General features: G+C 74.3%; 24 protein-coding genes. 7 read left to right on the forward strand and 17 right to left on the reverse strand.

What is annotated here, in order from left to right; genetic code table 11:
• Positions 1-212: 212 nt before the first annotated feature.
• Positions 213-662 (reverse strand): gamma-glutamylcyclotransferase, encoded by a 450-nt coding sequence (locus tag Q1K26_RS13200; protein ID WP_300011328.1) that lies wholly within the window; start codon positions 660-662, stop codon positions 213-215.
• Positions 663-733: 71 nt separating this feature from the next.
• Between Q1K26_RS13200 and Q1K26_RS13205 the strand changes: the two genes are divergently transcribed.
• Entirely contained in the window at positions 734-2137 is a 1404-nt protein-coding gene (locus tag Q1K26_RS13205) for an NAD(P)H-quinone dehydrogenase (protein ID WP_300011331.1), read from the forward strand.
• Positions 2138-2212: 75 nt separating this feature from the next.
• Positions 2213-2575 carry a hypothetical protein gene (locus tag Q1K26_RS13210; RefSeq protein ID WP_300011334.1) on the forward strand — a complete coding sequence of 121 codons (363 nt, stop codon included), beginning with the start codon at positions 2213-2215 and terminating at the stop codon, positions 2573-2575.
• Positions 2576-2579: 4 nt separating this feature from the next.
• Here the strand turns inward: Q1K26_RS13210 and Q1K26_RS13215 are convergent, their stop codons facing one another.
• From Q1K26_RS13215 to Q1K26_RS13275, 13 genes are all read right to left on the reverse strand, one after another.
• On the reverse strand, positions 2580-3866 hold the full coding sequence (locus Q1K26_RS13215; protein ID WP_300011336.1) for a VWA domain-containing protein: 1287 nt from the start codon (positions 3864-3866) through the stop codon (positions 2580-2582).
• Between the two features lie 64 nt (positions 3867-3930).
• On the reverse strand, positions 3931-4410 hold the full coding sequence (locus tag Q1K26_RS13220; RefSeq protein WP_300011338.1) for a hypothetical protein: 480 nt from the start codon (positions 4408-4410) through the stop codon (positions 3931-3933).
• Positions 4411-4604: 194 nt separating this feature from the next.
• Positions 4605-5165: a GNAT family N-acetyltransferase gene (locus Q1K26_RS13225; protein ID WP_300011340.1), complete on the reverse strand. Its 561-nt coding sequence runs from the start codon at positions 5163-5165 to the stop codon at positions 4605-4607.
• A 47-nt stretch (positions 5166-5212) separates the two neighbouring features.
• A complete protein-coding gene (locus tag Q1K26_RS13230; protein WP_300011342.1) occupies positions 5213-6979 on the reverse strand; it encodes an acetyl/propionyl/methylcrotonyl-CoA carboxylase subunit alpha in 1767 nt (588 codons plus the stop codon).
• Between the two features lie 187 nt (positions 6980-7166).
• A complete protein-coding gene (locus Q1K26_RS13235) occupies positions 7167-7694 on the reverse strand; it encodes a hypothetical protein (protein WP_300011345.1) in 528 nt (175 codons plus the stop codon).
• A complete protein-coding gene (locus Q1K26_RS13240; protein ID WP_300011348.1) occupies positions 7691-8566 on the reverse strand; it encodes a DUF692 domain-containing protein in 876 nt (291 codons plus the stop codon). Before Q1K26_RS13240 ends, Q1K26_RS13235 begins: the two co-directional genes overlap by 4 nt.
• Entirely contained in the window at positions 8526-9437 is a 912-nt protein-coding gene (locus Q1K26_RS13245) for a TIGR04222 domain-containing membrane protein (RefSeq protein ID WP_300011351.1), read from the reverse strand. Before Q1K26_RS13245 ends, Q1K26_RS13240 begins: the two co-directional genes overlap by 41 nt.
• A 233-nt stretch (positions 9438-9670) precedes the next feature.
• Positions 9671-10117: a SufE family protein gene (locus Q1K26_RS13250; protein ID WP_300011353.1), complete on the reverse strand. Its 447-nt coding sequence runs from the start codon at positions 10115-10117 to the stop codon at positions 9671-9673.
• Positions 10114-11004 (reverse strand): sulfurtransferase, encoded by an 891-nt coding sequence (locus tag Q1K26_RS13255; RefSeq protein WP_300011355.1) that lies wholly within the window; start codon positions 11002-11004, stop codon positions 10114-10116. Before Q1K26_RS13255 ends, Q1K26_RS13250 begins: the two co-directional genes overlap by 4 nt.
• A 10-nt stretch (positions 11005-11014) precedes the next feature.
• Positions 11015-11632, reverse strand: coding sequence for a nucleoside triphosphate pyrophosphatase (locus Q1K26_RS13260; RefSeq protein ID WP_300011358.1), 618 nt, complete (start codon positions 11630-11632; stop codon positions 11015-11017).
• A 49-nt stretch (positions 11633-11681) separates the two neighbouring features.
• Positions 11682-11894: a hypothetical protein gene (locus tag Q1K26_RS13265; RefSeq protein WP_300011361.1), complete on the reverse strand. Its 213-nt coding sequence runs from the start codon at positions 11892-11894 to the stop codon at positions 11682-11684.
• A 131-nt stretch (positions 11895-12025) separates the two neighbouring features.
• Positions 12026-12247, reverse strand: coding sequence for an acyl-CoA carboxylase subunit epsilon (locus Q1K26_RS13270; protein ID WP_300011364.1), 222 nt, complete (start codon positions 12245-12247; stop codon positions 12026-12028).
• Positions 12244-13881 (reverse strand): acyl-CoA carboxylase subunit beta, encoded by a 1638-nt coding sequence (locus Q1K26_RS13275; RefSeq protein ID WP_300011367.1) that lies wholly within the window; start codon positions 13879-13881, stop codon positions 12244-12246. The genes Q1K26_RS13270 and Q1K26_RS13275 overlap by 4 nt, the downstream gene beginning before the upstream one ends.
• Before the next feature lie 176 nt (positions 13882-14057).
• Here Q1K26_RS13275 and Q1K26_RS13280 point away from each other — a divergent pair, with 176 nt between their 5' ends.
• From Q1K26_RS13280 to Q1K26_RS13300, 5 genes are all read left to right on the forward strand, one after another.
• Positions 14058-14810, forward strand: a complete 753-nt coding sequence (locus Q1K26_RS13280; RefSeq protein WP_300011371.1) for a hypothetical protein — start codon at positions 14058-14060, stop codon at positions 14808-14810.
• On the forward strand, positions 14807-16174 hold the full coding sequence (locus Q1K26_RS13285; RefSeq protein WP_363320479.1) for an FAD-dependent monooxygenase: 1368 nt from the start codon (positions 14807-14809) through the stop codon (positions 16172-16174). Before Q1K26_RS13280 ends, Q1K26_RS13285 begins: the two co-directional genes overlap by 4 nt.
• A 277-nt stretch (positions 16175-16451) precedes the next feature.
• A complete protein-coding gene (locus tag Q1K26_RS13290) occupies positions 16452-17261 on the forward strand; it encodes a biotin--[acetyl-CoA-carboxylase] ligase (protein WP_300011377.1) in 810 nt (269 codons plus the stop codon).
• Positions 17262-17283: 22 nt separating this feature from the next.
• A complete protein-coding gene (locus Q1K26_RS13295; protein WP_300011380.1) occupies positions 17284-17769 on the forward strand; it encodes a PH domain-containing protein in 486 nt (161 codons plus the stop codon).
• Positions 17759-18691, forward strand: coding sequence for a hydroxymethylglutaryl-CoA lyase (locus Q1K26_RS13300; RefSeq protein WP_300011383.1), 933 nt, complete (start codon positions 17759-17761; stop codon positions 18689-18691). Before Q1K26_RS13295 ends, Q1K26_RS13300 begins: the two co-directional genes overlap by 11 nt.
• Before the next feature lie 61 nt (positions 18692-18752).
• Here the strand turns inward: Q1K26_RS13300 and Q1K26_RS13305 are convergent, their stop codons facing one another.
• The 3 genes from Q1K26_RS13305 to Q1K26_RS13315 form a co-directional block, all read right to left on the reverse strand.
• Positions 18753-19229 (reverse strand): MaoC family dehydratase, encoded by a 477-nt coding sequence (locus Q1K26_RS13305; RefSeq protein WP_300011386.1) that lies wholly within the window; start codon positions 19227-19229, stop codon positions 18753-18755.
• A complete protein-coding gene (locus Q1K26_RS13310) occupies positions 19226-19648 on the reverse strand; it encodes a heme-binding protein (protein ID WP_300011389.1) in 423 nt (140 codons plus the stop codon). The genes Q1K26_RS13305 and Q1K26_RS13310 overlap by 4 nt, the downstream gene beginning before the upstream one ends.
• Positions 19649-19846: 198 nt before the next feature.
• A complete protein-coding gene (locus Q1K26_RS13315; RefSeq protein WP_300011392.1) occupies positions 19847-21460 on the reverse strand; it encodes a peptide chain release factor 3 in 1614 nt (537 codons plus the stop codon).
• Positions 21461-21540 lie beyond the last annotated feature (80 nt).

Consider the following 21540-nt stretch of genomic DNA (forward strand, 5'->3'; position numbering starts at 1 on the left):
CGCGCGCACGGAGAGCCCGACTCGCGCGCACGGAGAGCCCGACTCGCGCGCACGGAGAGCCCGACTCGCGCGCACGGAGAGCCCGACTCGCGCGCACGGAGAGCCCGACTCGCGCGCACGGAGGCCCCGACTCGCGCGCACGGAGAGCCCGACTCGCGCGCACGGAGAGCCCGACTCGCGCGCACGGAGAGCCCGACTCGCGGGGGCGGGGGTCAGAAGGACTTGCTGCTGGGGCGGCTGCGCAGGGCGGCGACGTAGTCGTCGGGGGCGCCGGCCTGTTCGGCGGCGTCGGCGAGGACGCCGAGGTAGCGGGCGCTGGGCTCGCCGCCCTCGTAGTCGTTGAGCACGTAGATGTAGGCCAGGACGTCGCCGTCGAGGGTGTGCACCCGCAGCCGCAGCTTCTTGTGCAGGCCGAGCTCCCCGCCCTCCCACCGGTCGAGCTGGGGGGCGTCCTGCTCGGGCACGTCGTAGAGCACCACGAAGACCTGCTCACCGGGGGCCTCGACCACGGTGGAGAGGGCGCCCTCCCAGCCGTAGTCCTCGCCACCGAAGGTCAGGCGCCATCCCTGGAGCCACCCCGTCCCGGCCATCGGCGAGTGCGGGGCGCGCTGCTTCATCTGGGTCGGGTCCATGTTCGACCCGTACGCGGCGTAGAGCGGCACCGGCACAGACTAGTGCGCCGCCGCCCGCGTACCGTGATCGGGCAAGCAAGGTCGACATCCGAGAGGGCCCGATGACCCGCATCGTGATCATGGGCGGTGGCCCGGCCGGCTACGAGGCGGCCCTGGTGGCCGCGCAGCACGGCAGCGACGTCACCGTCGTGGAGCGTGCCGGCATGGGCGGAGCGTGCGTCCTGGACGACTGCGTGCCGTCCAAGACGTTCATCTCCTCGGCCGGCATCCGTGTCGACCTGCACCGCGCACCCGAGCTCGGCCTCGCCGTCGACCGCGACGCCATCGAGGTCGACCTACCGCGGGTGAACGCCCGGGTGAACGGCCTCGCGCTCGCCCAGTCGGCCGACGTCCGCGCCCGCGTGGAGCGCGAGGGCGTGCGGATCGTCCGCGGCGCCGCCTGCTTCACCGACGAGCCGGTGGCGCGCGCCCCGCACGTCGTCGAGGCCCGCACCGCGGACGGTGGCCGCGAGATCCTGCCCGCCGACGTGGTGCTGGTCGCCACCGGCGCGACCCCCCGCATCCTCGACGACGCCGAGCCCGACGGTGAGCGCATCCTGACCTGGCGCCAGCTCTACGACCTCGACGAGCTACCCGAGCACCTGGTGGTCGTCGGCTCGGGGGTGACGGGCGCGGAGTTCGTGTCCGCCTACGTCGAGATGGGGTCCCGCGTCACGCTGGTGTCCAGCCGCGACCGGGTGCTCCCCGGGGAGGACGCTGACGCGTCCGCCGTGCTGCAGAACGTCTTCGCGGACCGCGGTGTGGAGATCCTGGCGCAGGCCCGCGCCGACTCGGTGCGCCGCGAGGGGGACGGTGTGGTCGTCACGCTCGCCGACGGCCGCACGGTCCACGGCACCCACGCCCTGATGACGGTCGGATCCGTCCCCAACACCGGCGATCTGGGCCTGGAGCAGATCGGCATCGAGACCGACCGCGGCGGGTTCATCCCCGTCGACCGCGTGTCCCGCACCTCCGTGCCCGGCGTCTACGCGGCCGGTGACTGCACGGGGCTGCTCATGCTCGCCTCGGTCGCCGCCATGCAGGGCCGGATCGCGATGTGGCACGCGCTCGGCGAGGGCGTGGCGCCGATCAAGCTGAAGACCGTGGCGTCGGCGGTGTTCACCCGCCCGGAGATCGCCACGGTCGGGATCAGCCAGCGGGCGATCGACGCCGGCGAGGTACCGGCCCGCACGATCATGCTCCCGCTGTCGACGAACCCCCGCGCGAAGATGCAGGGGCTGCGGCACGGGTTCGTGAAGCTGTTCTGCCGGCCGGCCACCGGCGTCGTGGTCGGCGGGGTGGTGGTCGCGCCGGTCGCGTCCGAGCTGATCCTGCCGATCGCCCTGGCCGTGCAGAACGGGCTGACCGTCGACGACCTGGCGTACACGTTCTCGGTGTACCCGTCGCTGTCCGGCTCGATCACCGAGGCCGGGCGGCAGCTGATGCGCCACGGCGACCTCGACTGAACGACGCCGCCGGGTCCGGGTCGGGTCAGGGCCATCCCGGATACGGCGGACGGGCGCCGCGCCGACGATGGGCACATGAGCATCCAACCCGTCACGTCGAAGGTGCCGGCCGGACCGGTCGTGGTCGCCGCACTCGGCGCCCAGCTCCTCGACGACGCCCTGTTCCTGCTGATCCCGCCCACCGGGATCGTCCTCGGCCCGCTCGCGGGGCTGGTCGCGATCGCGCTGACGGCCGCAGGCGCCCGCGCGATCACCCGCGGCCGAGGCGCTCCGGTGGTGGCCCGCACCGGCCTCGCGGTGGGCCTGGCGTCCGCGGGCGTCGGGCTGGTCGTCGGCGGGCTCGGGTGGGTCGCGCTGCTGCTGGCCGGGATCACGGTCCTCGCCGGTGTGGCCGGGGCCGTCGCCGGGCGCGGGCTGACCACCTCGCGCCTGCCCTGAGCTCTCAGCCCAGCACCCCCGCGGCCCGGGCCGCGGTGATCCAGGACGGGAACTCGGCGAGCAGCCGCTCGTAGAGCGAGGCGTCGGGGACGTCGTCGATGTCGTCGACGGCGAAGAAGCCCACGTTGTCGACGCGCCGTCCGGTCATCGTGTCCAGCCGCTCCAGCACCCCGAACCGGTTGTGACGCCCGAGCCCCACGAACTGCCAGAAGATCGGTTCGTCGACGGCCTCCCGCAGCTCGCGCTCGATCTCGCGGTTGCGGGTGATCCCGCCGTCGGAGAAGAACAGCACCAGCGTGGGGGCCGCGGGGGCCGACCGGACGAACGCCCGTATCTGCGCGATCACCTTCGGCTCGTCGTTCGCGCCACCGACCGCGGCCATGTCGACCTGCCCGGGTTCCAGCGCCCGCGCGGGGCGCTTGCGGATCCGGAACTCGCCCACCCGGACGTGGCGCCGGATCCACTCCGGCAGATCGTCGACGGTGAGGTCGGGCAGCCGGGCCGGGTTGGTCGCGAACGTCCAGGCCTGCATCGACCCGTCGTCGTCCAGCGCGGCGGCGACGGCCGCCATCCGCTCCACGACGCGCCCGACGACGCCGTCGCGGTAGAGCCGCGACATCGACCCCGACGCGTCGAGCGCCAGCACCACCCGGGCGGTGACCCCGCGGGCGCCGCGCTTCTCCAGGGTGACCGTGACCTGGTGCTTGCGCAGGTCGAGACGCTTGCGCATGTCGATCGGCAGGCTCGAGCCGAGCACCGGGGGCTCGGCCACGGCGGGCTCGTCGACGGTGATGCCGTAGTCGGTGGCCAGCCCGGCCAGGCCCGAGTCGTACCCCTGGCCGACCGCGCGGAACTTCCAGGCCCCGCCCCGGCGGTACAGCTCGCCGCCGACGAACGCGGTCTCGGTCGACGCCGTCATCGCGAACTCGGCGACGACGCCGCCCCCGTCGCCGTCGACGATCCGCAGCGCCAGCCCGGGCACCTGGCCGAACGTGCCGCCGTCGGCCGACGCGCCCAGCACGACCCGGTCGACGGCGTCCTCGATCCGCCCGAGGTCGACGTGCACGGTGTCGCGACCGGGCCCCTTCCCGAGGTGGCGCACCGCTCCCGAGGAGTGCTCGGGCTGGTTGTAGAAGACCATGTCGGCGTCGGAGCGCACGCGGCCGCCGGGACCCAGCAGCAGCGCGGAGGCGTCGAGGTCGGGCAGGCCGGGTCCGTCGGTCCAGGTGAGCGCGACGTCGAGGCGGCGGGCGCCGACGGTGAGGTTGGCGCCCTTGGTCAGTGCGGTCATGGCGTGATCCTGCCGGAACGGCCGGACGGCCGGCGCGTCTGCAGTCGCGCCGGCCGTCCGGGGTTCAGCTGGTGTGGGCCAGGGGCACCTCGTGCGGTGCCCGGCAGCCCGACAGCGAGCAGTACGCCGTGCAGTCGAGGCAGTCGTGGAGCTCCGCCTCGGGGAGGGTGCCTGCGAACGGCCACCGGCCGGTGAAGCGCTGCAGGTACCAGTACACGAACAGGTAGTCGGGACGGTCGGTGTCGGTGACGAACGTCGCGGCTGCGGGGATCCGGTCGATCCACCGGGCGTAGGCGGTCATCGCGTGGACGGGTGGTCGGGACGCCCGGCGGGTGCAGAGCCAGTCGTCCGCCCGGGTCCGCCAGTGGGTCAGGCTGATCGGGTGGAGCGTGGCGCCGGGCAGTTCGCGGACGTTCGTGGTGAACGTCGCGGTCAGGACCCCGTCGGCGGTGAACGCCGCCGAGGTCAGGGTGAGCAGGGAGTGTGGGCCCGGGATGGGGCCGTCGGTGTGGATGTGGGTCGTGACGTACATGTCGGGGGGCATTTCGGATCCTGGTCGCCTGGATGGGACGTGCGGGCGCTCGCGGCGCGGCAAAGCCTGCGTGGCGAGAGGAACCGGGCCCCGTGGATGGGCACACGGGTGCATCACTGCTGTCCGCTATGCACTTGTCCAGCACGGTGCGGGGTCGCGGTGGAAGAACCTGGCCCGACGACGTTAGGCGCGGGTGCGGCGGAGCGTCAACGATCCGTCGCCAGGAGGCCGGTGACGACGATGTCGTGGTGCCGCCCGTCGGCGACCCAGGCCTCACGCATCCGTCCCTCGACGCGGAACCCGCACTTCTCCGCCACCCGGCCGGAAGCGGGGTTCCCCGCAGCCCACTGGTAGGTCACCCGGTGCAGCCCCAGCCCGCCGCTGAGACGTCCCACGAAGGCGAACCGCAGCACCGCGGACAGCGCGGTGGTCACCATCCCGCGCCCGCGCCCGGCGGGCAGTGCCCAGCACGCGGCCTCGGCCTGGCCCATCGGCAGGTCGACGTGCTCCAGCGACACCTCACCGAGCATCTCGCCCGTGGTCGGCTCGCAGACGGCCCACGTGAACCGCTCGTCGCGGGCCCAGTCCTGCGCGCGTCGGCGGATGTAGGCCTCGGCGTCGACGGGGTCGGCGGGCGGGCGGTGCCGCCACCGGAGGATCTCCGGATCGCGGCAGGACGCCAGGACGGCCGGGCCGTCGTGCATCCGCTCGTCGGCGCGCGGCACCCGCAGGTACCACGCGCCGGCGTTGATCTCGACGGCGTCCATGTCCTAGGAGAGGGGCGGAAGGGCCGACGGAGCAGGCCCGGCGGGGGTCAGGACGAGTCCTTGATCTCGCAGATCACGGAGCCCTGCGTGACCGAGTTGCCCGTCTCGGCGGACAGCCCCGTGACGGTGCCGTCCTTGTGCGCGGTGACCGGGTTCTCCATCTTCATCGCCTCCAGCACGACGACGAGGTCGCCCGCCGAGACGGTGTCCCCGTCGGCCACCGCGACCTTGATGATCGTGCCCTGCATGGGGGCCGTCACCGAGTCACCGGACGCGGCGGCGCCGCCCTGGCCGCCACCGCGCTTGCGGGGCGGGGCCTTCGCCGTGGCGCCGCCCCCGCCGCCGAAGGTCATGTCCCCGGGCAGCGAGACCTCCAGGCGCCTGCCCCCGACCTCGACGACGACCGACTGCCGGGGCGCGGCGTCGGCGTCGGCGTCGGTTCCCCCGTCGAAGGGCGGCACCTGGTTGTCCCACTCGGTCTCGATCCAGCGGGTGTGCACGGTGAAGTCCTCGCTCGCGAACGCCGGGTCGGCCACGACCGCGCGGTGGAACGGCAGCACCGTGGCCAGACCCTGCACCTGGAACTCCGCGAGCGCGCGGCGCGAGCGCTCCAGCGCCTGCGCGCGGTCCGAGCCGGTGACGATGAGCTTCGCGAGCAGCGAGTCGAACTGCCCGCCGATGACCGACCCGTTCTCGACGCCCGCGTCGACCCGCACGCCCGGCCCGGCCGGGAACGAGATCGCGGTGACGGTGCCGGGCGCGGGCAGGAAGTTGCGGCCCGCGTCCTCGCCGTTGATCCGGAACTCGATGGAGTGCCCGCGCGGCGCCGGGTCCTCCAGCAGGTTGAGCTCCAGGCCCTCGGCGATGCGGAACTGCTCGCGCACCAGGTCGAGCCCGCTGGTCTCCTCGGAGACGGGGTGTTCCACCTGCAGCCGGGTGTTGACCTCCAGGAACGAGATGAGCCCGTCCTGCCCGACGAGGAACTCGACGGTGCCGGCGCCGTGGTAGCCGGCCTCCGTGCAGATCGCCTTGGACGCCTCGTGGATGGACGCGCGCTGCTCGTCGGTCAGGAACGGCGCGGGCGCCTCCTCGACGAGCTTCTGGAAGCGGCGCTGCAGCGAGCAGTCCCGGGTGCCGACGACGATCACGTTGCCGTGGGTGTCGGCGAGCACCTGTGCCTCGACGTGGCGGGGTTTGTCCAGGTAGCGCTCGACGAAGCACTCGCCGCGCCCGAACGCCGCCGTGGCCTCGCGGACCGCCGAGTCGTACATCTCGGCGATCTCGCGCTCCTCGCGCGCGACCTTCATCCCGCGCCCGCCGCCGCCGAACGCCGCCTTGATCGCGACCGGGAGCCCGTGCTCCTTCGCGAAGGCGATCACCTCGTCGGCCCCGGACACCGGGTCGTTGGTGCCGGGCACGAGCGGCGCGCCCGCGCGGGTGGCGATGTGCCGCGCGGTGACCTTGTCGCCGAGGTCGCGGATGGCCTGCGGCGTCGGCCCGATCCAGACCAGCCCGGCGTCACCGACGGCCTGGGCGAAGTCGGCGTTCTCGGACAGGAACCCGTAGCCCGGGTGGACGCCGTCGGCCCCGGCCTGCTTCGCCGCGTCGACGACCTTCTGGATGTCCAGGTAGGACTCGGCGGCCGTCGACCCGCCGAGTGCGAACGCCTCGTCGGCGAGCCGCACGAACGGGGCGTCGCGGTCGGGGTCGGCGTACACCGCGACGCTGCCGATGCCGGCATCGGCACAGGCCCGGATGACGCGGACGGCGATCTCCCCACGGTTCGCTACCAGGACCTTGGTCAAGCGCGGCACGGTCGGCCTCCTCGAGATGCCCGGGGATCCCGTGCCCCGGCGCGTGGTTACCGGGGAGTTTAGGCATGCCTCCCGCAGGCGCCGGACGGGACGTGGCGAGGATGACGCCGCCGGTCGGCAGGTTCGCCCGGCCGGGTCGGTCATGATCGCGGCGGCGACGGCCTGCCGCGTGCACCTCGTGCCGGCGTCAGGTGTTCCTCGGTGTCGGTCGGGGCCGCAGGAGGCGCCCGAGCCGCGTGCGCAGCCGCGGCACCGGGGCGCCTCGGCCGTCGTAGCGCAGCCTGCGCTCCCGGTCGGCGAGCTCCCGCGCCGCACCGGTGTCGAGCCCGCCGCGGTCGCGCACGGCGCGTGCGACCTCCCAGCCCTCGCGCAGCGCCCCCACCGGTTCGTGCCCGTCGCGGAGCTCGGCGAACGTGCGCGCCCACTCCGCGTCGCCGAGGGCGGCGGCGAGCAGCGGCCACTCCTTCGCCGCCTCCCCGGCCCGCTTGCGCAGCAGGGCACGCCGGGTGGCGGCCAGGCGGGAGGGGTCGACACCCGCCGGCGGTGGGCCGCCCGCGACCAGCGCCGCCACCAGCGCCGACTGGCGGGCGGCGAGGTCGGCCCGCGACGGCCCGCCGCCCGGCTCCGGCCGACCCGGCTCGGGCCCGCCCGGGGCCGGGTCGGGGGGTGGACAGCGTCCGGGCGGGTGCGCGGGCGGCCCCCATGTCGCGCTCACGACGCCGCCGCGCGCAGGACGTCGAGCTCGGCGTGCAGCCGGGCCGCGGGTGGGTAGTGCCCGTCGCGTTCCAACATCACGGCCGGGGACGCCGGGAGGCGGTCGACCAGGTGCCCCAGCAGCGTGAGGACGTCGTCTCCGACCGCGGCGGTGTGGGTGTCGTGGTAGGGCCCCCCGGGGTCGTCGGGGTGTCGCCCACCGCCCGCGACGTGGACGTAGGCGATGCGGTCCAGCGGGAACGTGTCCAGCACGGCCTGCGCGTCCTGGCCGCGGTTCACCGCGTTGGCGTGGATGTTCGCGACGTCGAGCAGCAGCAGGGCGCCGGTGCGGTCGAGCAGCCGGGTCAGGAACTCGCCCTCGCTGAACTCGTCCTCGGGCCAGTCGAGCAGCGTGGCGATCGGTTCCAGGGACAGCGGCACGTCGAGCTCGCCCTGCAGGTGCACGACGTTGGCGACCAGCACGTCCAGGGTCTCGCGGGTGCGCGGCAGTGGCAGGAGGTGTCCCGCCTCGCGTCCACCTGCCCGGACGAACGCCACGTGCTCGCTGACCAGCGGCGCGTCCAGCGCGTCGGCGCAGGCGGCCAGGTGGGCGACGCGGGCCGGGTCGAGCGGGTCCGCTCCGCCGAGGGACAGCCGCACGCCGTGGGGCACCACCGGAACCCCTCGTTCCCGCAACTCCGCCACCCCTCGAGGCGGACCTGCGGGAACGAGGGCCTCGGCGATGACCTCGGTGAACCCGAGGTCCGCCGCGGCGACGACGCCGGCGATCTCGGGCCGCCACGCGAGCCCCAGACCCGCCACGGCCGGAACCGGCCCGGCGCGCCGCGGACGTTCACGCTCCGCAGCCACCGCCACCGCCACCGCCACCGCCACCGCAGCCGCTCCCGCCGCCGTCCCCGCCGGAAGCGTCCCCGCCGACGTAGCCCGATCCGCCCCCGTCTCCCGGCGTCGTGCGCTGCATCGCGAGCTCCTCGGCGAACGCCGGATCCGACGCCCACAGCGCGCTCGTGCCGAAGATCCCGATGCCGAGCGCGGCCGCCGCGGGGCCGTAGGCGACCCAGTCCGGGCGCGTGTCCGGGGCGAGCTCGTGGTGCTCGCGCTCGAGCCGGGCGAGCAGCCGGTCCCCGGAGCGGGACCGGCGCGGGGACCAGGCCAGCAGCACGCCCGCCACCGCGGACACGGCGAGCAGCGCGACGACGAGGAAGCCCACCGGCTTCCCGTCGGCGATACCGGCGAGCAGCCGCAGCAGCCCGAGCCCGGTCACCCCGGCGAGCCACCAGCCGGTCGCGCGGACCTGCCGGCGTTCGGTGTCGGAGAGCAGCATCCCGGTGTCGACGAGGCGCTTCTCGATCCCGCCCAGCGCCGACTGCACCGGCCGCTGCAGTGCCAGCCTGCGCCGCGTGACGGGGGAGCCGGCGGAGAAGTGGATGGCCCGCTCCAGCGCGTCGTCACCGGACGTGGGCCGGCCGACCGCGCGGATCTGCCCCTTCACCGGGGCGACGGTGCCCTTCAGGTGCATCGCGGTGAGCGCCGAGGTGACGGCCAGCTCGGGCCCGCCGTGCAGGTGGGCGACGTCGTGGGGGTGCGCGCCGGGGTCGCCGAACGGCCGATCGGGCCGTGGGTCGGCGAGCGCCCGGCGCGCCCGCATGGTGGCGAGGAGCACGGCGGCGGTGAGCACCAGGTAGGCCACGAGGAACGTCGGCCCGCTGATCCCCCAGGTGTCGCCCGTCATCGCGAGTGCCATGAGACACCTCCTGTGCGCGTCCTTATGGGACGACTCACAGTGGCACCGCGACGACCTCCCCGGGAACGTTCTTCACCAGGAATTGAGGTACGGCGCGACGCGGATGGCGCGTGCCGGAGGGCGGTTCGCGCGCCGGCGCGCGGCTCGCGCGCGGCCGGCAGCGCGCGAGCCGCGGGTGGGCGCGCGAGCTGCGGGTGGGCGCGCGAGCCGGGCCGGGGTGGCCGGCGGAGCGCTCAGGCCGCCGTGGCCGCGCGCACCTGGTTCTTGATCCGGGCGAGCATCGCCGACATCCCGCGCAGCCGCAGCGGGCTGACCGCCTGCGCCAGCCCGAGCGCGACGTAGAAGTCGTCGGGCACGGCGAGCACGTCGGGCGCCGGTTCGCCGTCCAGCCCGGTGTACATGATCGACGCGAACCCCCTGGTCGTGGGGGACTCCGGCGGGGCCGAGAAGAACAGGTGCACGAGCCGGGCCCCATCGCCGTCGGGGGGGTCGACCTCGACCGCGAGGAACAGCGGCGACTGGCACTCGTGGACCTGCTCCATCGTGTCCGCCGCGTCGGCGTAGCGCTGCGGCAGCTCCGGGAGCTCGCGGGAGAGCTCCAGGAGCAGCTCCAGGCGCTCCTTCGGGCCGACGTCGGCGAAGTCGTCCACCAGCTCCTGGAGCTGGGGCGGCAGCGTCATGCGGATCCCCGCTCGGTGCCCTGCACGATCGGCACCCGCACGGCGTTGCCCCACTCGGTCCAGCTGCCGTCGTAGTTGCGGACCTTGTCGAAGCCGAGCAGGTGGGTGAGCACGAACCAGGTGTGGCTGGAGCGCTCCCCGATCCGGCAGTAGGCCACCACGTCGTCGGACGGCGAGAGCCCCTGCTCGGTCAGGTAGATGGCCTCCAGGTCCGCGCGCGGTCTGAACGTGGCGTCCTCGGCGGCCGCGCGGGCCCACGGCACGCTCGCCGCGCCCGGGATGTGGCCGCCGCGGACGGCGCCCTCCTGCGGGTAGTCGGGCATGTGCAGCAGCTCGCCGGAGTACTCGCCGGGGCTCCGGACGTCCACCAGTGGCTTGCCCAGGTGGGCGAGCACGTCGTCCTTGAAGGCGCGGATCGCGGCGTCGTCGCGCTCCACGACCGGGTAGTCGGCGGTGGCCGGCGTGGCCTTGTCCGTGGTCATCTCGCGGCCCTCGGCGACCCACTTCGCGCGGCCCCCGTCGAGGATCCGGACGTCGGCGTGGCCGAACAGGCTGAACACCCACAGGGCGTAGGTCGCCCACCAGTTGTTGCGGTCGCCGTAGAACACGACGGTGGTGTCGCGGCCGATGCCGCGCTCGCCGCAGAGCCGGGCGAAGCCCTCGCCGTCGACGTAGTCGCGGGTGACCGGGTCGTTGAGCTCGGTGTGCCAGTCGACCTTCACCGCGCCCGGGATGTGCCCGGTGTCGTAGAGCAGCACGTCCTCGTCGGACTCGACGACGACGAGTCCCTCCGCGCCCAGGTTCGCGGCGAGCCAGTCGGTGGTGACCAGGCGCTCGGGGTGGGCGTACTCGGCCAGCTTCGGATCGGTGTCGTGTCGCAGAGCCATACGGTCCAGGCTAGTCCTGCCGCCACAGGTCGGTGACCTGGACGCCCACCCCGACGAGCAGTCGCCGGACCAGCGGCAGGCTCAGCCCCACCACGTTGGACGGGTCGCCGTCGACGCCCTCGACGAACCAGCCGCCCAGCGCGTCGAGGGTGAACCCGCCCGCCACCTGCATCGGCTCGCCGGTGTCGAGGTAGGCGTCCAGCTCGGCGTCGGTGGGGTCGCCGAAGCGCACCACGGTGACGGCGTGCCCCTCGGCGACCCGGTCGATCTCGCCGCCGACGACGCGCAGCACCGCGTGCCCGGTCACCAGCTCGCCCGTGCCGCCCGCCATCGCCCGCCAGCGCTGCCGGGCCTGCGCCGCGTCGGCCGGGCGGCCGACGAGCTCCCCGCCGACGTGCAGCATCGAGTCGCAGCCGATGACGACCGCGTCCGCCAGGTCGATCCGCCGGGCCACCGTGGTGGCCTTCGCGCCCGCCAGCGTGGTGACCTTCTCGGCCGGCGTGGCGTCGGGGATCGCCGCGAGGAGCGCGTCCTCGTCGACCGCGGAGACCTCGACGAGCGGGTCCACCCCCGCCGCGCGCAGGATCGACAGGCGGGCGGGGGAGGCCGAGGCGAGCACGACGCGCACGGTGGGCGACCCTACGGGCACACCCGGTGCGCGCCGGGCGCGACCCGGTTCAGCAGCTGCCGCCGCCCCCGCCGTCGCCCCCGCAGGAGCCGCCGCCGTCGCCGCCGGAGAACCCCGCCCAGCCCCCGGCCGCGGAGCCGGAGGATCCGAGGGTCCGCTGGGCACCGCCTGGCCGGTAGCCCCTGCGCACGGCGGCGACCGCGCCGGCCATCACGAGTCCGAGTACGACCAGCGCGAGCAGGCTCAGGACCACTGCGCTCATGTGACACCTCCTCGGGCCGCGCCCCGCGTCCCCCCGGACACCGGGCCGGTGCGGCCCCCGGTCACAGTGTGCGCCCGCTCACCCGTCGAGGCCAGGAACTTGATCAGGGCATAGGGATGTCGGGGTGGGGATCAGCGTGGCCAGTGGCTGGTGCGCCAGGCGCCGGGGCCGACGGTCAGCGGGCGGCGCATCGCGGCGGCCGGATCGGACCAGGGCCCGCGCGGCTTCGGCGGGGCGTCGCCGCCTGCGGACGCCGCGGCCGCGAGCACCACGGTGAGCGCGGCCAGCTCGGCGTCGGACGGCTCGCCCCGCACCACCCGGAACAGCGCCCGCCGCTCCTCCGGGGTGCTCACAGCGGGATGTTCCCGTGCTTGCGCGCCGGCCCCGCCTCGCGCTTGGTCTCCAGCATCCGCAGCGCCCGCCCGACGTAGCCGCGCGTGTGCGACGGCGGGATGACGCCGTCGATGTAGCCGCGGTCGGCGGCGATGTAGGGGTTGCACAGGGTGTCCTCGTACTCCTGCTGCAGCTCCGCGCGCCGGTTGGCGAGCTCGTCCCCCTCGAGGCCCTTGAGCTCCTTGCGGTAGAGGATGCTGACCGCCCCGGCGGCGCCGGTCACCGCGATCTGGGCCGTCGGCCAGGCCACGTTGATGTCGGCGCCCAGGTGCTTGGACCCCATCACGTCGTACGCCCCGCCGTAGGCCTTGCGCGTGATCACCGTGACCTTCGGGACGGTCGCCTCGGCGTAGGCGTAGATCAGCTTCGCGCCACGGCGGATGATGCCGTTCCACTCCTGCTCGGTGCCGGGCAGGAACCCGGGGACGTCGACGAACGTGACCACCGGGATGTTGAACGCGTCGCAGGTGCGCACGAAGCGCGAGGCCTTCTCCGAGGCGTCGATGTCGAGGCAGCCCGCGAACTGGGTGGGCTGGTTGGCCACCACGCCGACCGAACGGCCCTCGATCCGCCCGTAGCCACAGACGATGTTCGGCGCGAACAGCGCGTGGACCTCCAGGAACTCACCCTCGTCGACGACGCGGGTGATGACCTCGCGGATGTCGTAGGGCGTGTTCGCCGAGTCCGGGATCAAGCTGTCGAGTTCGAGGTCGGCGTCGGTGAGGCCGTCGGCGATCGAGCCCGCGGTGGGCTCCGGCGCCGGGTAGACCGGCGGCTCGGAGAGGTTGTTGGACGGCAGGTAGCCCAGCAGCTCCTTGACGTAGTCGAGCGCGTCGCCCTCGTCGTCGGCGAGGTAGTGCGCCACGCCGGACCTGGTGTTGTGCGCCCGCCCGCCGCCGAGCTCCTCGAAGTCGACGTCCTCGCCGGTGACGGTCTTGATGATGTCCGGGCCGGTGATGAACATGTGGCTGGTCTCGTCGACCATCACCGTGAAGTCGGTGAGCGCGGGGGAGTACACCGCGCCGCCCGCGCACGCGCCCATGATGAGCGAGATCTGCGGGATCACGCCGGAGCTGCGCACGTTGCGCACGAAGATGTCGCCGTAGAGACCGAGCGCGACCACGCCCTCCTGGATGCGCGCGCCGCCGCCGTCGTTGATGCCGATGACCGGGCAGCCGATCTTCACGGCCAGGTCCATCACCTTGACGATCTTCTCGCCGTACACCTCGCCCAGCGCCCCGCCGAACACCGTGGCGTCCTGGCTGAAGATCGCGACCGGGCGGCCGTCGACGGTGCCGGTGCCGGTGACGACGCCGTCGCCGAACGGGCGCTTGGCGTCCATGCCGAAGTTGGTGGACCGGTGCCGGGTCAGCGCGTCCAGCTCGACGAACGAGCCGGGGTCGACGAGCTGGTCGATCCGCTCGCGTGCGGTCTGGCGGCCCTTGGCGTGCTGGCGTTCCGCGCCGCTGCCGGCGTCGACGGCGTCGGCGGCCCGGCGGTAGAGGTCGGCGAGCTTGCCTGCGGTGGTGTGGACGTCGGGCTCGTCGGCGGCAGCGCCGGATGCGTCCCCGATCGGCTCCGTGGCGGCGGTCATGGGCAGGGAGCCTAACCGGCCGGTAACCGGCGGTCCGTGCGAGCTGCGTCATGCGCCGTCACGCGATCGAGGGGTCTTCCCCCTTGCCCCGGCGGTGATGGGGCCACTTGGATCGACACGTCAGCCGCTCGTGATCCCGATCACAGTGGAGTCGACCTATCCGAGCGGAGTCACCGATGTCGCAGCCACCCGAGCAGTATCCGGGCGCCCAGGGCTACCCCGGCCAGCCCTACCCCGGCCAGCAGCCCCACCCGGGCCAGTCCGGTCAGCAGTACCCCGGGCAGGGCTACCCCGGGCAGGGGCAGCCGGGACCGGGCTACGGCGGGCAGGGGCAGCCGGGCCAGGGCTACGGCGGGCCACCCGGGTCGGGTTACGGCGGGCCGGGCCACCCCGGCGGCGGGTACCCGGAGCCGGGGAGGTCCGCGGTACCCGGCGGCGCGCCGCCCCGGTCCGTCCAGACCTCCTTCCAGCTCTGGGTGGCCTACCTCGTCCTCGGCGTGATCGCGATGGTGGTCTCGTTCCTCACGCGCGACGCGCAGATCGACGCGGGGATCCGGATCGCGCTGGAGGGCTCGGGCTTCACCGAGGCCGACCTGCCCGCCGGCACCATCGAGAGCATCCGCGCGGCGGGTGAGGCCCAGTCCAACCTCTCGCTCGTGATCAGCATCGTGATCCTGGCGGTGCTCGCGGCGGCCGTGGTGTGGATGCGCAAGGGACGCAACTGGGCTCGGATCGTCCTGACCGTCGTCGGTGTCCTCGCGCTGCTGGCCGGCGTGTTCCTGTTGCTGGGCGCGGGGCTCCTGCTCGCCGTCGGCGGGCTGGGTGTGGTCTCCGTGCTCCTCGCGGCCGTCCAGGTCGCGCTGGCGATCGCGGCGATGGTGTTCATGTACCGCCCGGATGCCAAGGCGTTCTTCGCCGCCGCGCGCTGACGTGTCCCGCCCCGTACTCTCTCGATTGTCGAGATAATCGAGGGGTGCGCGACGCGGACGAGCGGGACTGCGTGGTCGTCGGGGGCGGGCCGGGGGGCGTGGTGCTGGCCTACCTCCTGGCCCGGCAGGGGCTGCGGGTGACGCTGCTGGAGGCACGGGCCGACTTCGCCCGCCGGTTCCGCGGCGACTCGCTGGCCCCGGCCGTCATGGACTACCTCGACGCGCTCGGGCTCGGCGAGGAGGTGCTCGCCCGCCCGCACGCCACCGCGGACGCGTTCGTCTGGCACAGCCGCCTCCCCGGCGGCGGCGAGCGGGCCTACCGGATCGCCGACTACAGCACCTCCAGCACCCGTCACCCGCACTACGTGCTGGTGCCCCAGCCCGAGTTCCTGGGCATGGTCACCGCCCGCGCAGCCGACCTCCCGGGCTTCCGGATGGAGCTCTCCGCGCGGGTCAACGAGCTCGTCGAGTCCGACGGGCGGGTCGTCGGCGTCCGGTACCGCGCGGCGGGCGGGGACGTCCGCGAGATCCGCGCCCCGCTCGTCGTCGGGGCGGACGGGCGGTTCTCGCAGCTCCGGCGCCTGGGCGGGTTCGAGACCGAGGAGCTGGGCGCCGGGCTGGACATCCTGTGGTTCGAGGTCCCGCGCCGCCCGGGCGACCCGGACCTGTCGGGCCTGGACTACTTCGCCGTGCCCGGGCGGGCGATCGTGGCGCTCGGGCAGGGCGCCACGTGGCAGCTGGGCTACGTCATCCCCACCGGCACGGTCGCGCAGGCCCGCGAGGCCGGGATCGGCCCGGTCCTCGAGCTGGCGCGCGACCGGATGCCGTGGCTGGGTGACCGGCTCGACGTGCTCACGGCCGGGGATGGAAGGGCCGACGGAGGAGGCCCGGGGTGGGTGGAACCAGCGTTCACCGACCTCACCCTGCTCAACGTCCGCATCACGCGGTTGCCCAGCTGGTACCGGCCCGGCCTGCTGCTGCTCGGCGACGCGGCGCACGTCATCTCGCCCGTCGGCGGCAACGGCATCAACATCGCCATCGCCGACGCCGCCGACGCGGGCAACACCCTGGGCCCGGTCCTCGCCGGTGCCGACCCGGACGAGCTCGACCGGGCCTGCGCGGCGTTCGAGGTGCGCAGGCGGGCGGTGTCCGACGTCGAGCAGCGCGCGCAGGTGCGCGCCGAGCGCGGCAGCCTGGAACGGATGCGCCGCGGCGACCCGCGCCCGGTGTGGATCCTGCGCCTGGCCGCCGCGGTGCCCGCCGTCGCGCGGGCGCTCGGCCGCCGCTCGGCGTCCGCGATCGCGATCCCCCCGCCGAGCGGGGCCGTCCTCGCCGGCGCCGAGGGGGCCCGCCGCGACGGGTGATCCCGTTCCGGCAACCGATGGGCAGGGGGAGCGCAGCACCGGGGTGGGCGGTGGCCGACGGGGTGCGCTCGTCCGCGATGCCGGTGCGCGCGGTCGTCCGGACGGGCGGCCCGCGCTCGGCGAGCGGTGTTGCGGACCGGATGGACCGGAGCCCACGACCGCCGTCACGACCGGCCGACCGGCGGGTGTGCGCGCCCGGCGACCGGTGGCGCCCGCCGGGCGGCCGGACCCCCGCTCCTCCCGCGTGGCCGCCGCCCCGCCGGTACCGTGATCGGCCATGAACCGCACCGCGCAGCCGCTGGACGTCGCCGCGTTGCGCGCCGCGCTGGTGGGGCCGTGGGCGCAGCTCGACGTCGTCGAGCGCACCGGGTCCACCAATGCCGACCTGATGGCCGCGGCCGTCGCCGGAGCCCCGGACCGCACTGTGCTGGTCGCCGAGCACCAGGAGGCGGGGCGCGGGCGGCTCGCGCGCAGCTGGGTGTCGCCGCCCGGCTCGGGGCTCACCGTCAGCGTGCTGTTCCGGCCCGCGGGGGTGTCCCCGTCGCGGTTCAGCTGGCTGCCGCTGCTCGCCGGGCTCGCCGTGCTCGAGACCGTACGCTCGTTCACCTCGGCCCCCGCCGGCCTCAAGTGGCCCAACGACCTGCTGCTGGGTGCCGAGCCGCGCAAGGTCGCGGGGATACTCGCCGAGGTGGCCGACCCGTCCCGGCCCGCGGTCGTCGTGGGGATCGGTCTCAACGTCGACTCCGCGCCGCCGGACCAGCCCGCGGCCTGCTCGCTGGCCGACGAGACGGGGCAGGGGGTCGACCGGGCCGCCGTGCTCGTCGAGCTGCTGACCCGCCTCGCCGAACGCGAGGCGGCCTGGCGCGAGGAGCGCGGCGACCCGGAGGTCACCCGGCTGCGCGCCGACTACCGCGCCGCCTGCGCCAGCCTCGGCGTCCCGGTCCGGGTGGAGCTGCCCGGGGGCGCGTCGGTCAGCGGTATCGCCGAGGACGTCGACGGTGACGGCCGGCTGCTCCTCCTCGACGCGGGCAGGCACCGCCGGGCCGTGGCCGCGGGTGACGTCGTGCACCTGCGGCCCGCGGAGTAGCCCCGCTCGCTACGGTGACGCCGTGGCGTACCCCGACGATCTCCTGGTGGACGGCGAGCGGGTCGTCATGCACAAGCATCCGCACGTGAAGATGCTGCTGGCCCCGGTGCTGGTGCTGCTGCTCGTGGTGGCCGTGGGGACGTTCCTCGCGGCGCTGGTGCGCGAGCAGCCGTGGGCGCCGTGGGCGTGGCTCGCACTCGCGGTCGGCGGGCTCGCCCTGGCGGTGTGGCTCACGCTCGTACCGGTGATCCGCTGGCGCACCACGCACTTCGTGGTGACCACGCGCCGGGTGCTGGTCCGCGAGGGCGTCCTGTCGCGCACCGGCATTGACATCCCGATGAGCCGCATCAACTCGGTGCAGTTCCGGCACACGGTGCTGGAGCGGTTCCTGGGCTGCGGGACGCTGGTCATCGAGTCCGCCTCCGACGAGCCGCTGGAGTTCGCCGACATCCCCGACGTCGAGCGGGTGCAGGGGCTGCTCTACCAGGAGGTGGCCGATGAGTCGTGATCTTCCCATGGTCGTGCCCGCGCCGGGGCTGCCGGGGCGCGTCACGATCTACGAGGTCGGGGCCCGGGACGGCCTGCAGAACGAGAGCTCCGTGGTGCCGGTCGAGGTGAAGGCGGAGTTCCTGGACCGGCTCGCCGCCGCCGGGCTGACGACGCTGGAGGCCACCAGCTTCGTGCACCCGAGGTGGGTGCCCCAGCTCGCCGACGCCGCCGACCTGCTGGCGCGGCTGGCCCGGGTGCCGGGCGTCGACTACCCGGTGCTCGTGCCCAACGAGCGCGGCCTGGACCGGGCGCTGCAGGCCGGTGTCGAGCACGTCGCGGTGTTCGCCAGCGCCACCGAGTCGTTCGCGCAGCGCAACCTCAACCGCTCCCTCGACGCGCAGTTCGCCATGTTCGACGCCGTGGTCACGCGCGCGCTGGCGGCGGGCCTGCGGGTGCGCGGGTACGTGTCGATGTGCTTCGGCGACCCGTGGGAGGGGGCGGTCGATCCCGCGCAGGTGGCCGCCGTCGGGCGCCGCCTGGTGGAGATGGGCTGCCACCAGCTCTCGCTCGGCGACACCATCGGCACCGGCACGCCCGGTCACGTCGACGCCGTCCTGGAGGCGTGCGGGGCCGCGGGTGTGCCGGTGGCACGGATCGCCGTGCACTTCCACGACACCTACGGCCAGGCGCTGGCCAACACGCTCGCGGCGCTGCGCCGCGGGGTGGTCACGGTCGACGCCAGTGCGGGCGGGCTCGGCGGCTGCCCCTACGCGGAGTCGGCCACCGGCAACCTCGCCACCGAGGACCTCGTCTGGATGCTCGACGGCCTCGGCGTCGGCCACGGGGTCGACCTCGACGCGCTCGCCGCCACGAGCGCGTGGATGGCCGGGCGGCTGGGCAGGCCGTCGCCGTCACGGGTGGTGCGGGCGCTCACCGGGTAGTGGCGCGGCCCCCGGCCGTTCGGCCCCGCCTCACCCCGCCGCCCGGCGACCGGTGATGTCCCTAGGAGCGCGTGCCGAACATCCCGGTGAAGGTGCTGCGGAACACCTCGTCGGTGCCACGGTGCAGCTGCGCGCGCAGCTTCACCAGGCCCAGACCGGGGCGGCTGCGGGACAGCCGCGCCTCCAGGATCTCCATGCTGGCGCGCAGCTCGTCGCCGGCGAACACCGGCGCGGGCCAGGCGATGTCCTCCCCGCCCGGCGAGCCGAGCGAGGTCGCGCGGCTGAGCACCTCGTCCACGTAGAGCCGCATCCACAGCCCGGCGGTGAACCACCCCGACGCCGCCAGCCCGCCGAACAGCGAGGTGGCCGCGGCGGCCTCGTCGACGTGGAAGGGCTGGGGGTCGAACCGGCGTGCGAACGCCACCATCTCCTCGCGGTCGACCACGGTCGTGCCGAGCTCGAACACGCGCCCGGGGGTGAGATCCTCGAAGGCGAGCTCGCTGGTGCGGGCACTCGTACCCGCTCCCGGCCCGGTCACGCCAGTGCCGCGAGACCGGCCTCGGCCACGTCCTGGTCCTGGCTGTAGTGCCCGCCGCTGACGCCGATCGCGCCGACCACCGCACCGTCGACCTGGATCGGGTACCCGCCGCCGAAGATCACCAGCCGGTCGATGCCGGTCGGGGCGCCGTGGGCGAGCGGCGCATCATCCTTGATGAAGTCGTGCCAGCCGTGGGTCGGCATGCCGAACCCGACGGCCGTGTACGCCTTGTCCTGGGCCACCTGGGTGGACAGCAGCGCGGCCCCGTCCATCCGGGAGAACGCCTTGAGGTTGCCGCCGGTGTCGGCCACGGCGATGCACATCGGCACGCCGATCTCGGCGGCCTTCGCCTCGGCGGCCGCGATCACGCGGTGCGCGGCGTCGGTGGTGATGGTCGCGACGTTGACGGTGTCGGCCACGGTGCCTCCTTCGGATTCGCTGTCGATCACGGAGACTAGTGCCGTGTCAAGAAAGGTTCGGCACCGAACTCGGCGGCCCAGGCGCCCGCAGGCGGCGTTGCCGCCCTGGCGAAGACGCCCGGTATGAGCTGCGGGCGGCGCCTTGCCTGCGAACGCCTGGATCCACCGATTCCGGCACCGACCTTCCTTGACACGGCACTAGCGTTCGACGGCTCCCGCCAGCAGGGGCTCCATCATCAGGTCCGGGTGCTTGCGGCGGACCGTCTCCATCCGCCACTTGTTGCCGAACACCGCCAGCAGCGCGCCGTCGACGGAGCGGGTGAGGACCTCGACCTCGCTCTCCCTGTCGAGGACCTCCGCGCCCTGCGCGTCGGTGAGCCGGGCCACCGAGTACCCGAGCGGCTCCAGCGTGACCGGCGCACGGAACTCGGTCTCCAGCCGGGCGGTGACCACCTCGAACTGCAGCGGTCCCACCGCGGCGAGCACCGGGGCCTGGTCGCCGCGACGGTCCGAGCGCAGCACCTGGATGACGCCCTCGCTGTCGAGCTGCTCGATGCCGCGCCGGAACTGCTTGTAGCGGCCGGCGTCCCGGCCCCGGACGACCGAGAAGTGCTCGGGCGCGAAGCTCGGGATCGTGGGGAACTCCACGGGCAGGTCGGCGTAGAGCGTGTCGCCGGGGCGCAGTGCGCCCGCGTTGACCAGCCCGACGATGTCGCCGGGGAACGCCTCGTCGAGCGTGCTGCGCTGCTGGCCGAACACCGCCTGCGCGTACTTCGTCGCGAACGGGCGTCCGGACGCGGCGTGCGTCAACACCATGCCGCGCTCGAAGCGCCCCGAGTTGATGCGCAGGAAGGCGGTGCGGTCGCGGTGGGAGCGGTCCATCCCGGCCTGCACCTTGAACACCAGCCCGGACAGCGGCGTGTCCAGATCGCGCGGCGTGCCCTGCGCGTCCGGGCGGGGTGCGGGCGCCGGGGCCAGGTCGACCAGCGCGTCGAGCAGGCGGGCCACCCCCACCTGCTGCAACGCCGCCCCGAACAGCACCGGGGTGGCGATGCCGGCGAGGAAGCCGGTCTCGTCGAACTCCGCGCCGATCTCGCGCAGCAACGCCATCTCGCCGTCCACGGTCTCGGCGTAGAGCGGCTCCTGCTCCGTCGCCGTCGCGGGGTCGAGCACCTCGATGTCGGACCGGGCGCCGCCTGCGCTGCGCGAGTACCGGTAGAGCTCGCCGGTGCCGCACTCGACGATGCCGCGCAGGTCACCGGCGATCCCGACCGGCCAGGTGATCGGCATCGGCCGCAGCCCGATCGTCTGCTCCACCTCGTCGAGCAGTTCCAGAGCCTCGCGGCCGGGGCGGTCCCACTTGTTGACGAACGTGAGCACGGGGATCCTGCGGCTGCGGCAGACGTCGAACAGCTTGAGCGTCTGCGCCTCCAGACCCTTCGACGCGTCGAGCAGCATCACCGCGGCGTCGACGGCGGCGAGCACGCGGTAGGTGTCCTCGGAGAAGTCGCCGTGGCCGGGGGTGTCGAGCAGGTTGATCACGTGGTCGCGGTAGACGAACTGCAGCACCGCCGAGGTGATCGAGATGCCGCGCGCCTGCTCCATCTCCATCCAGTCGGACGTGACGCCCTTGCGCCCGGCCTTGCCGTGCACGGCGCCCGCGGAGTCGATGGCCGACGCGTGCAGCGCGAGCGCCTCGGTGAGCGTCGACTTGCCCGCGTCGGGGTGGCTGATCACGGCGAACGTGCGGCGGCGTACCGCCTCCGCGGCGATCTGGCCGGTGGCGCGGGGCGGGGAGAGTTGCTCGGTCATGGTGCCCCCAGGCTACGGCTGCTCGCACGCTTCGCTCGACACGGCCGCACGCACGCCCCGACTCGCGCTCCGCGAGACCC

It is taken from the genome of Pseudonocardia sp., assembly GCF_029263155.1.
GTDB lineage: Bacteria > Actinomycetota > Actinomycetes > Mycobacteriales > Pseudonocardiaceae > Pseudonocardia.

Coding starts and splice junctions, on each gene's coding strand:
- Q1K26_RS13205 (WP_300011331.1), top strand. CDS start 734: ATGACCCGCATCGTGATCATGGGCGGTGGCCCGGCCGGCTACGAGGCG.
- Q1K26_RS13210 (WP_300011334.1), top strand. CDS start 2,213: ATGAGCATCCAACCCGTCACGTCGAAGGTGCCGGCCGGACCGGTCGTG.
- Q1K26_RS13215 (WP_300011336.1), bottom strand. CDS start 3,866: ATGACCGCACTGACCAAGGGCGCCAACCTCACCGTCGGCGCCCGCCGC.
- Q1K26_RS13220 (WP_300011338.1), bottom strand. CDS start 4,410: ATGCCCCCCGACATGTACGTCACGACCCACATCCACACCGACGGCCCC.
- Q1K26_RS13225 (WP_300011340.1), bottom strand. CDS start 5,165: ATGGACGCCGTCGAGATCAACGCCGGCGCGTGGTACCTGCGGGTGCCG.
- Q1K26_RS13245 (WP_300011351.1), bottom strand. CDS start 9,437: ATGGCACTCGCGATGACGGGCGACACCTGGGGGATCAGCGGGCCGACG.
- Q1K26_RS13250 (WP_300011353.1), bottom strand. CDS start 10,117: ATGACGCTGCCGCCCCAGCTCCAGGAGCTGGTGGACGACTTCGCCGAC.
- Q1K26_RS13255 (WP_300011355.1), bottom strand. CDS start 11,004: ATGGCTCTGCGACACGACACCGATCCGAAGCTGGCCGAGTACGCCCAC.
- Q1K26_RS13265 (WP_300011361.1), bottom strand. CDS start 11,894: ATGAGCGCAGTGGTCCTGAGCCTGCTCGCGCTGGTCGTACTCGGACTC.
- Q1K26_RS13275 (WP_300011367.1), bottom strand. CDS start 13,881: ATGACCGCCGCCACGGAGCCGATCGGGGACGCATCCGGCGCTGCCGCC.
- Q1K26_RS13280 (WP_300011371.1), top strand. CDS start 14,058: ATGTCGCAGCCACCCGAGCAGTATCCGGGCGCCCAGGGCTACCCCGGC.
- Q1K26_RS13290 (WP_300011377.1), top strand. CDS start 16,452: ATGAACCGCACCGCGCAGCCGCTGGACGTCGCCGCGTTGCGCGCCGCG.
- Q1K26_RS13300 (WP_300011383.1), top strand. CDS start 17,759: ATGAGTCGTGATCTTCCCATGGTCGTGCCCGCGCCGGGGCTGCCGGGG.
- Q1K26_RS13315 (WP_300011392.1), bottom strand. CDS start 21,460: ATGACCGAGCAACTCTCCCCGCCCCGCGCCACCGGCCAGATCGCCGCG.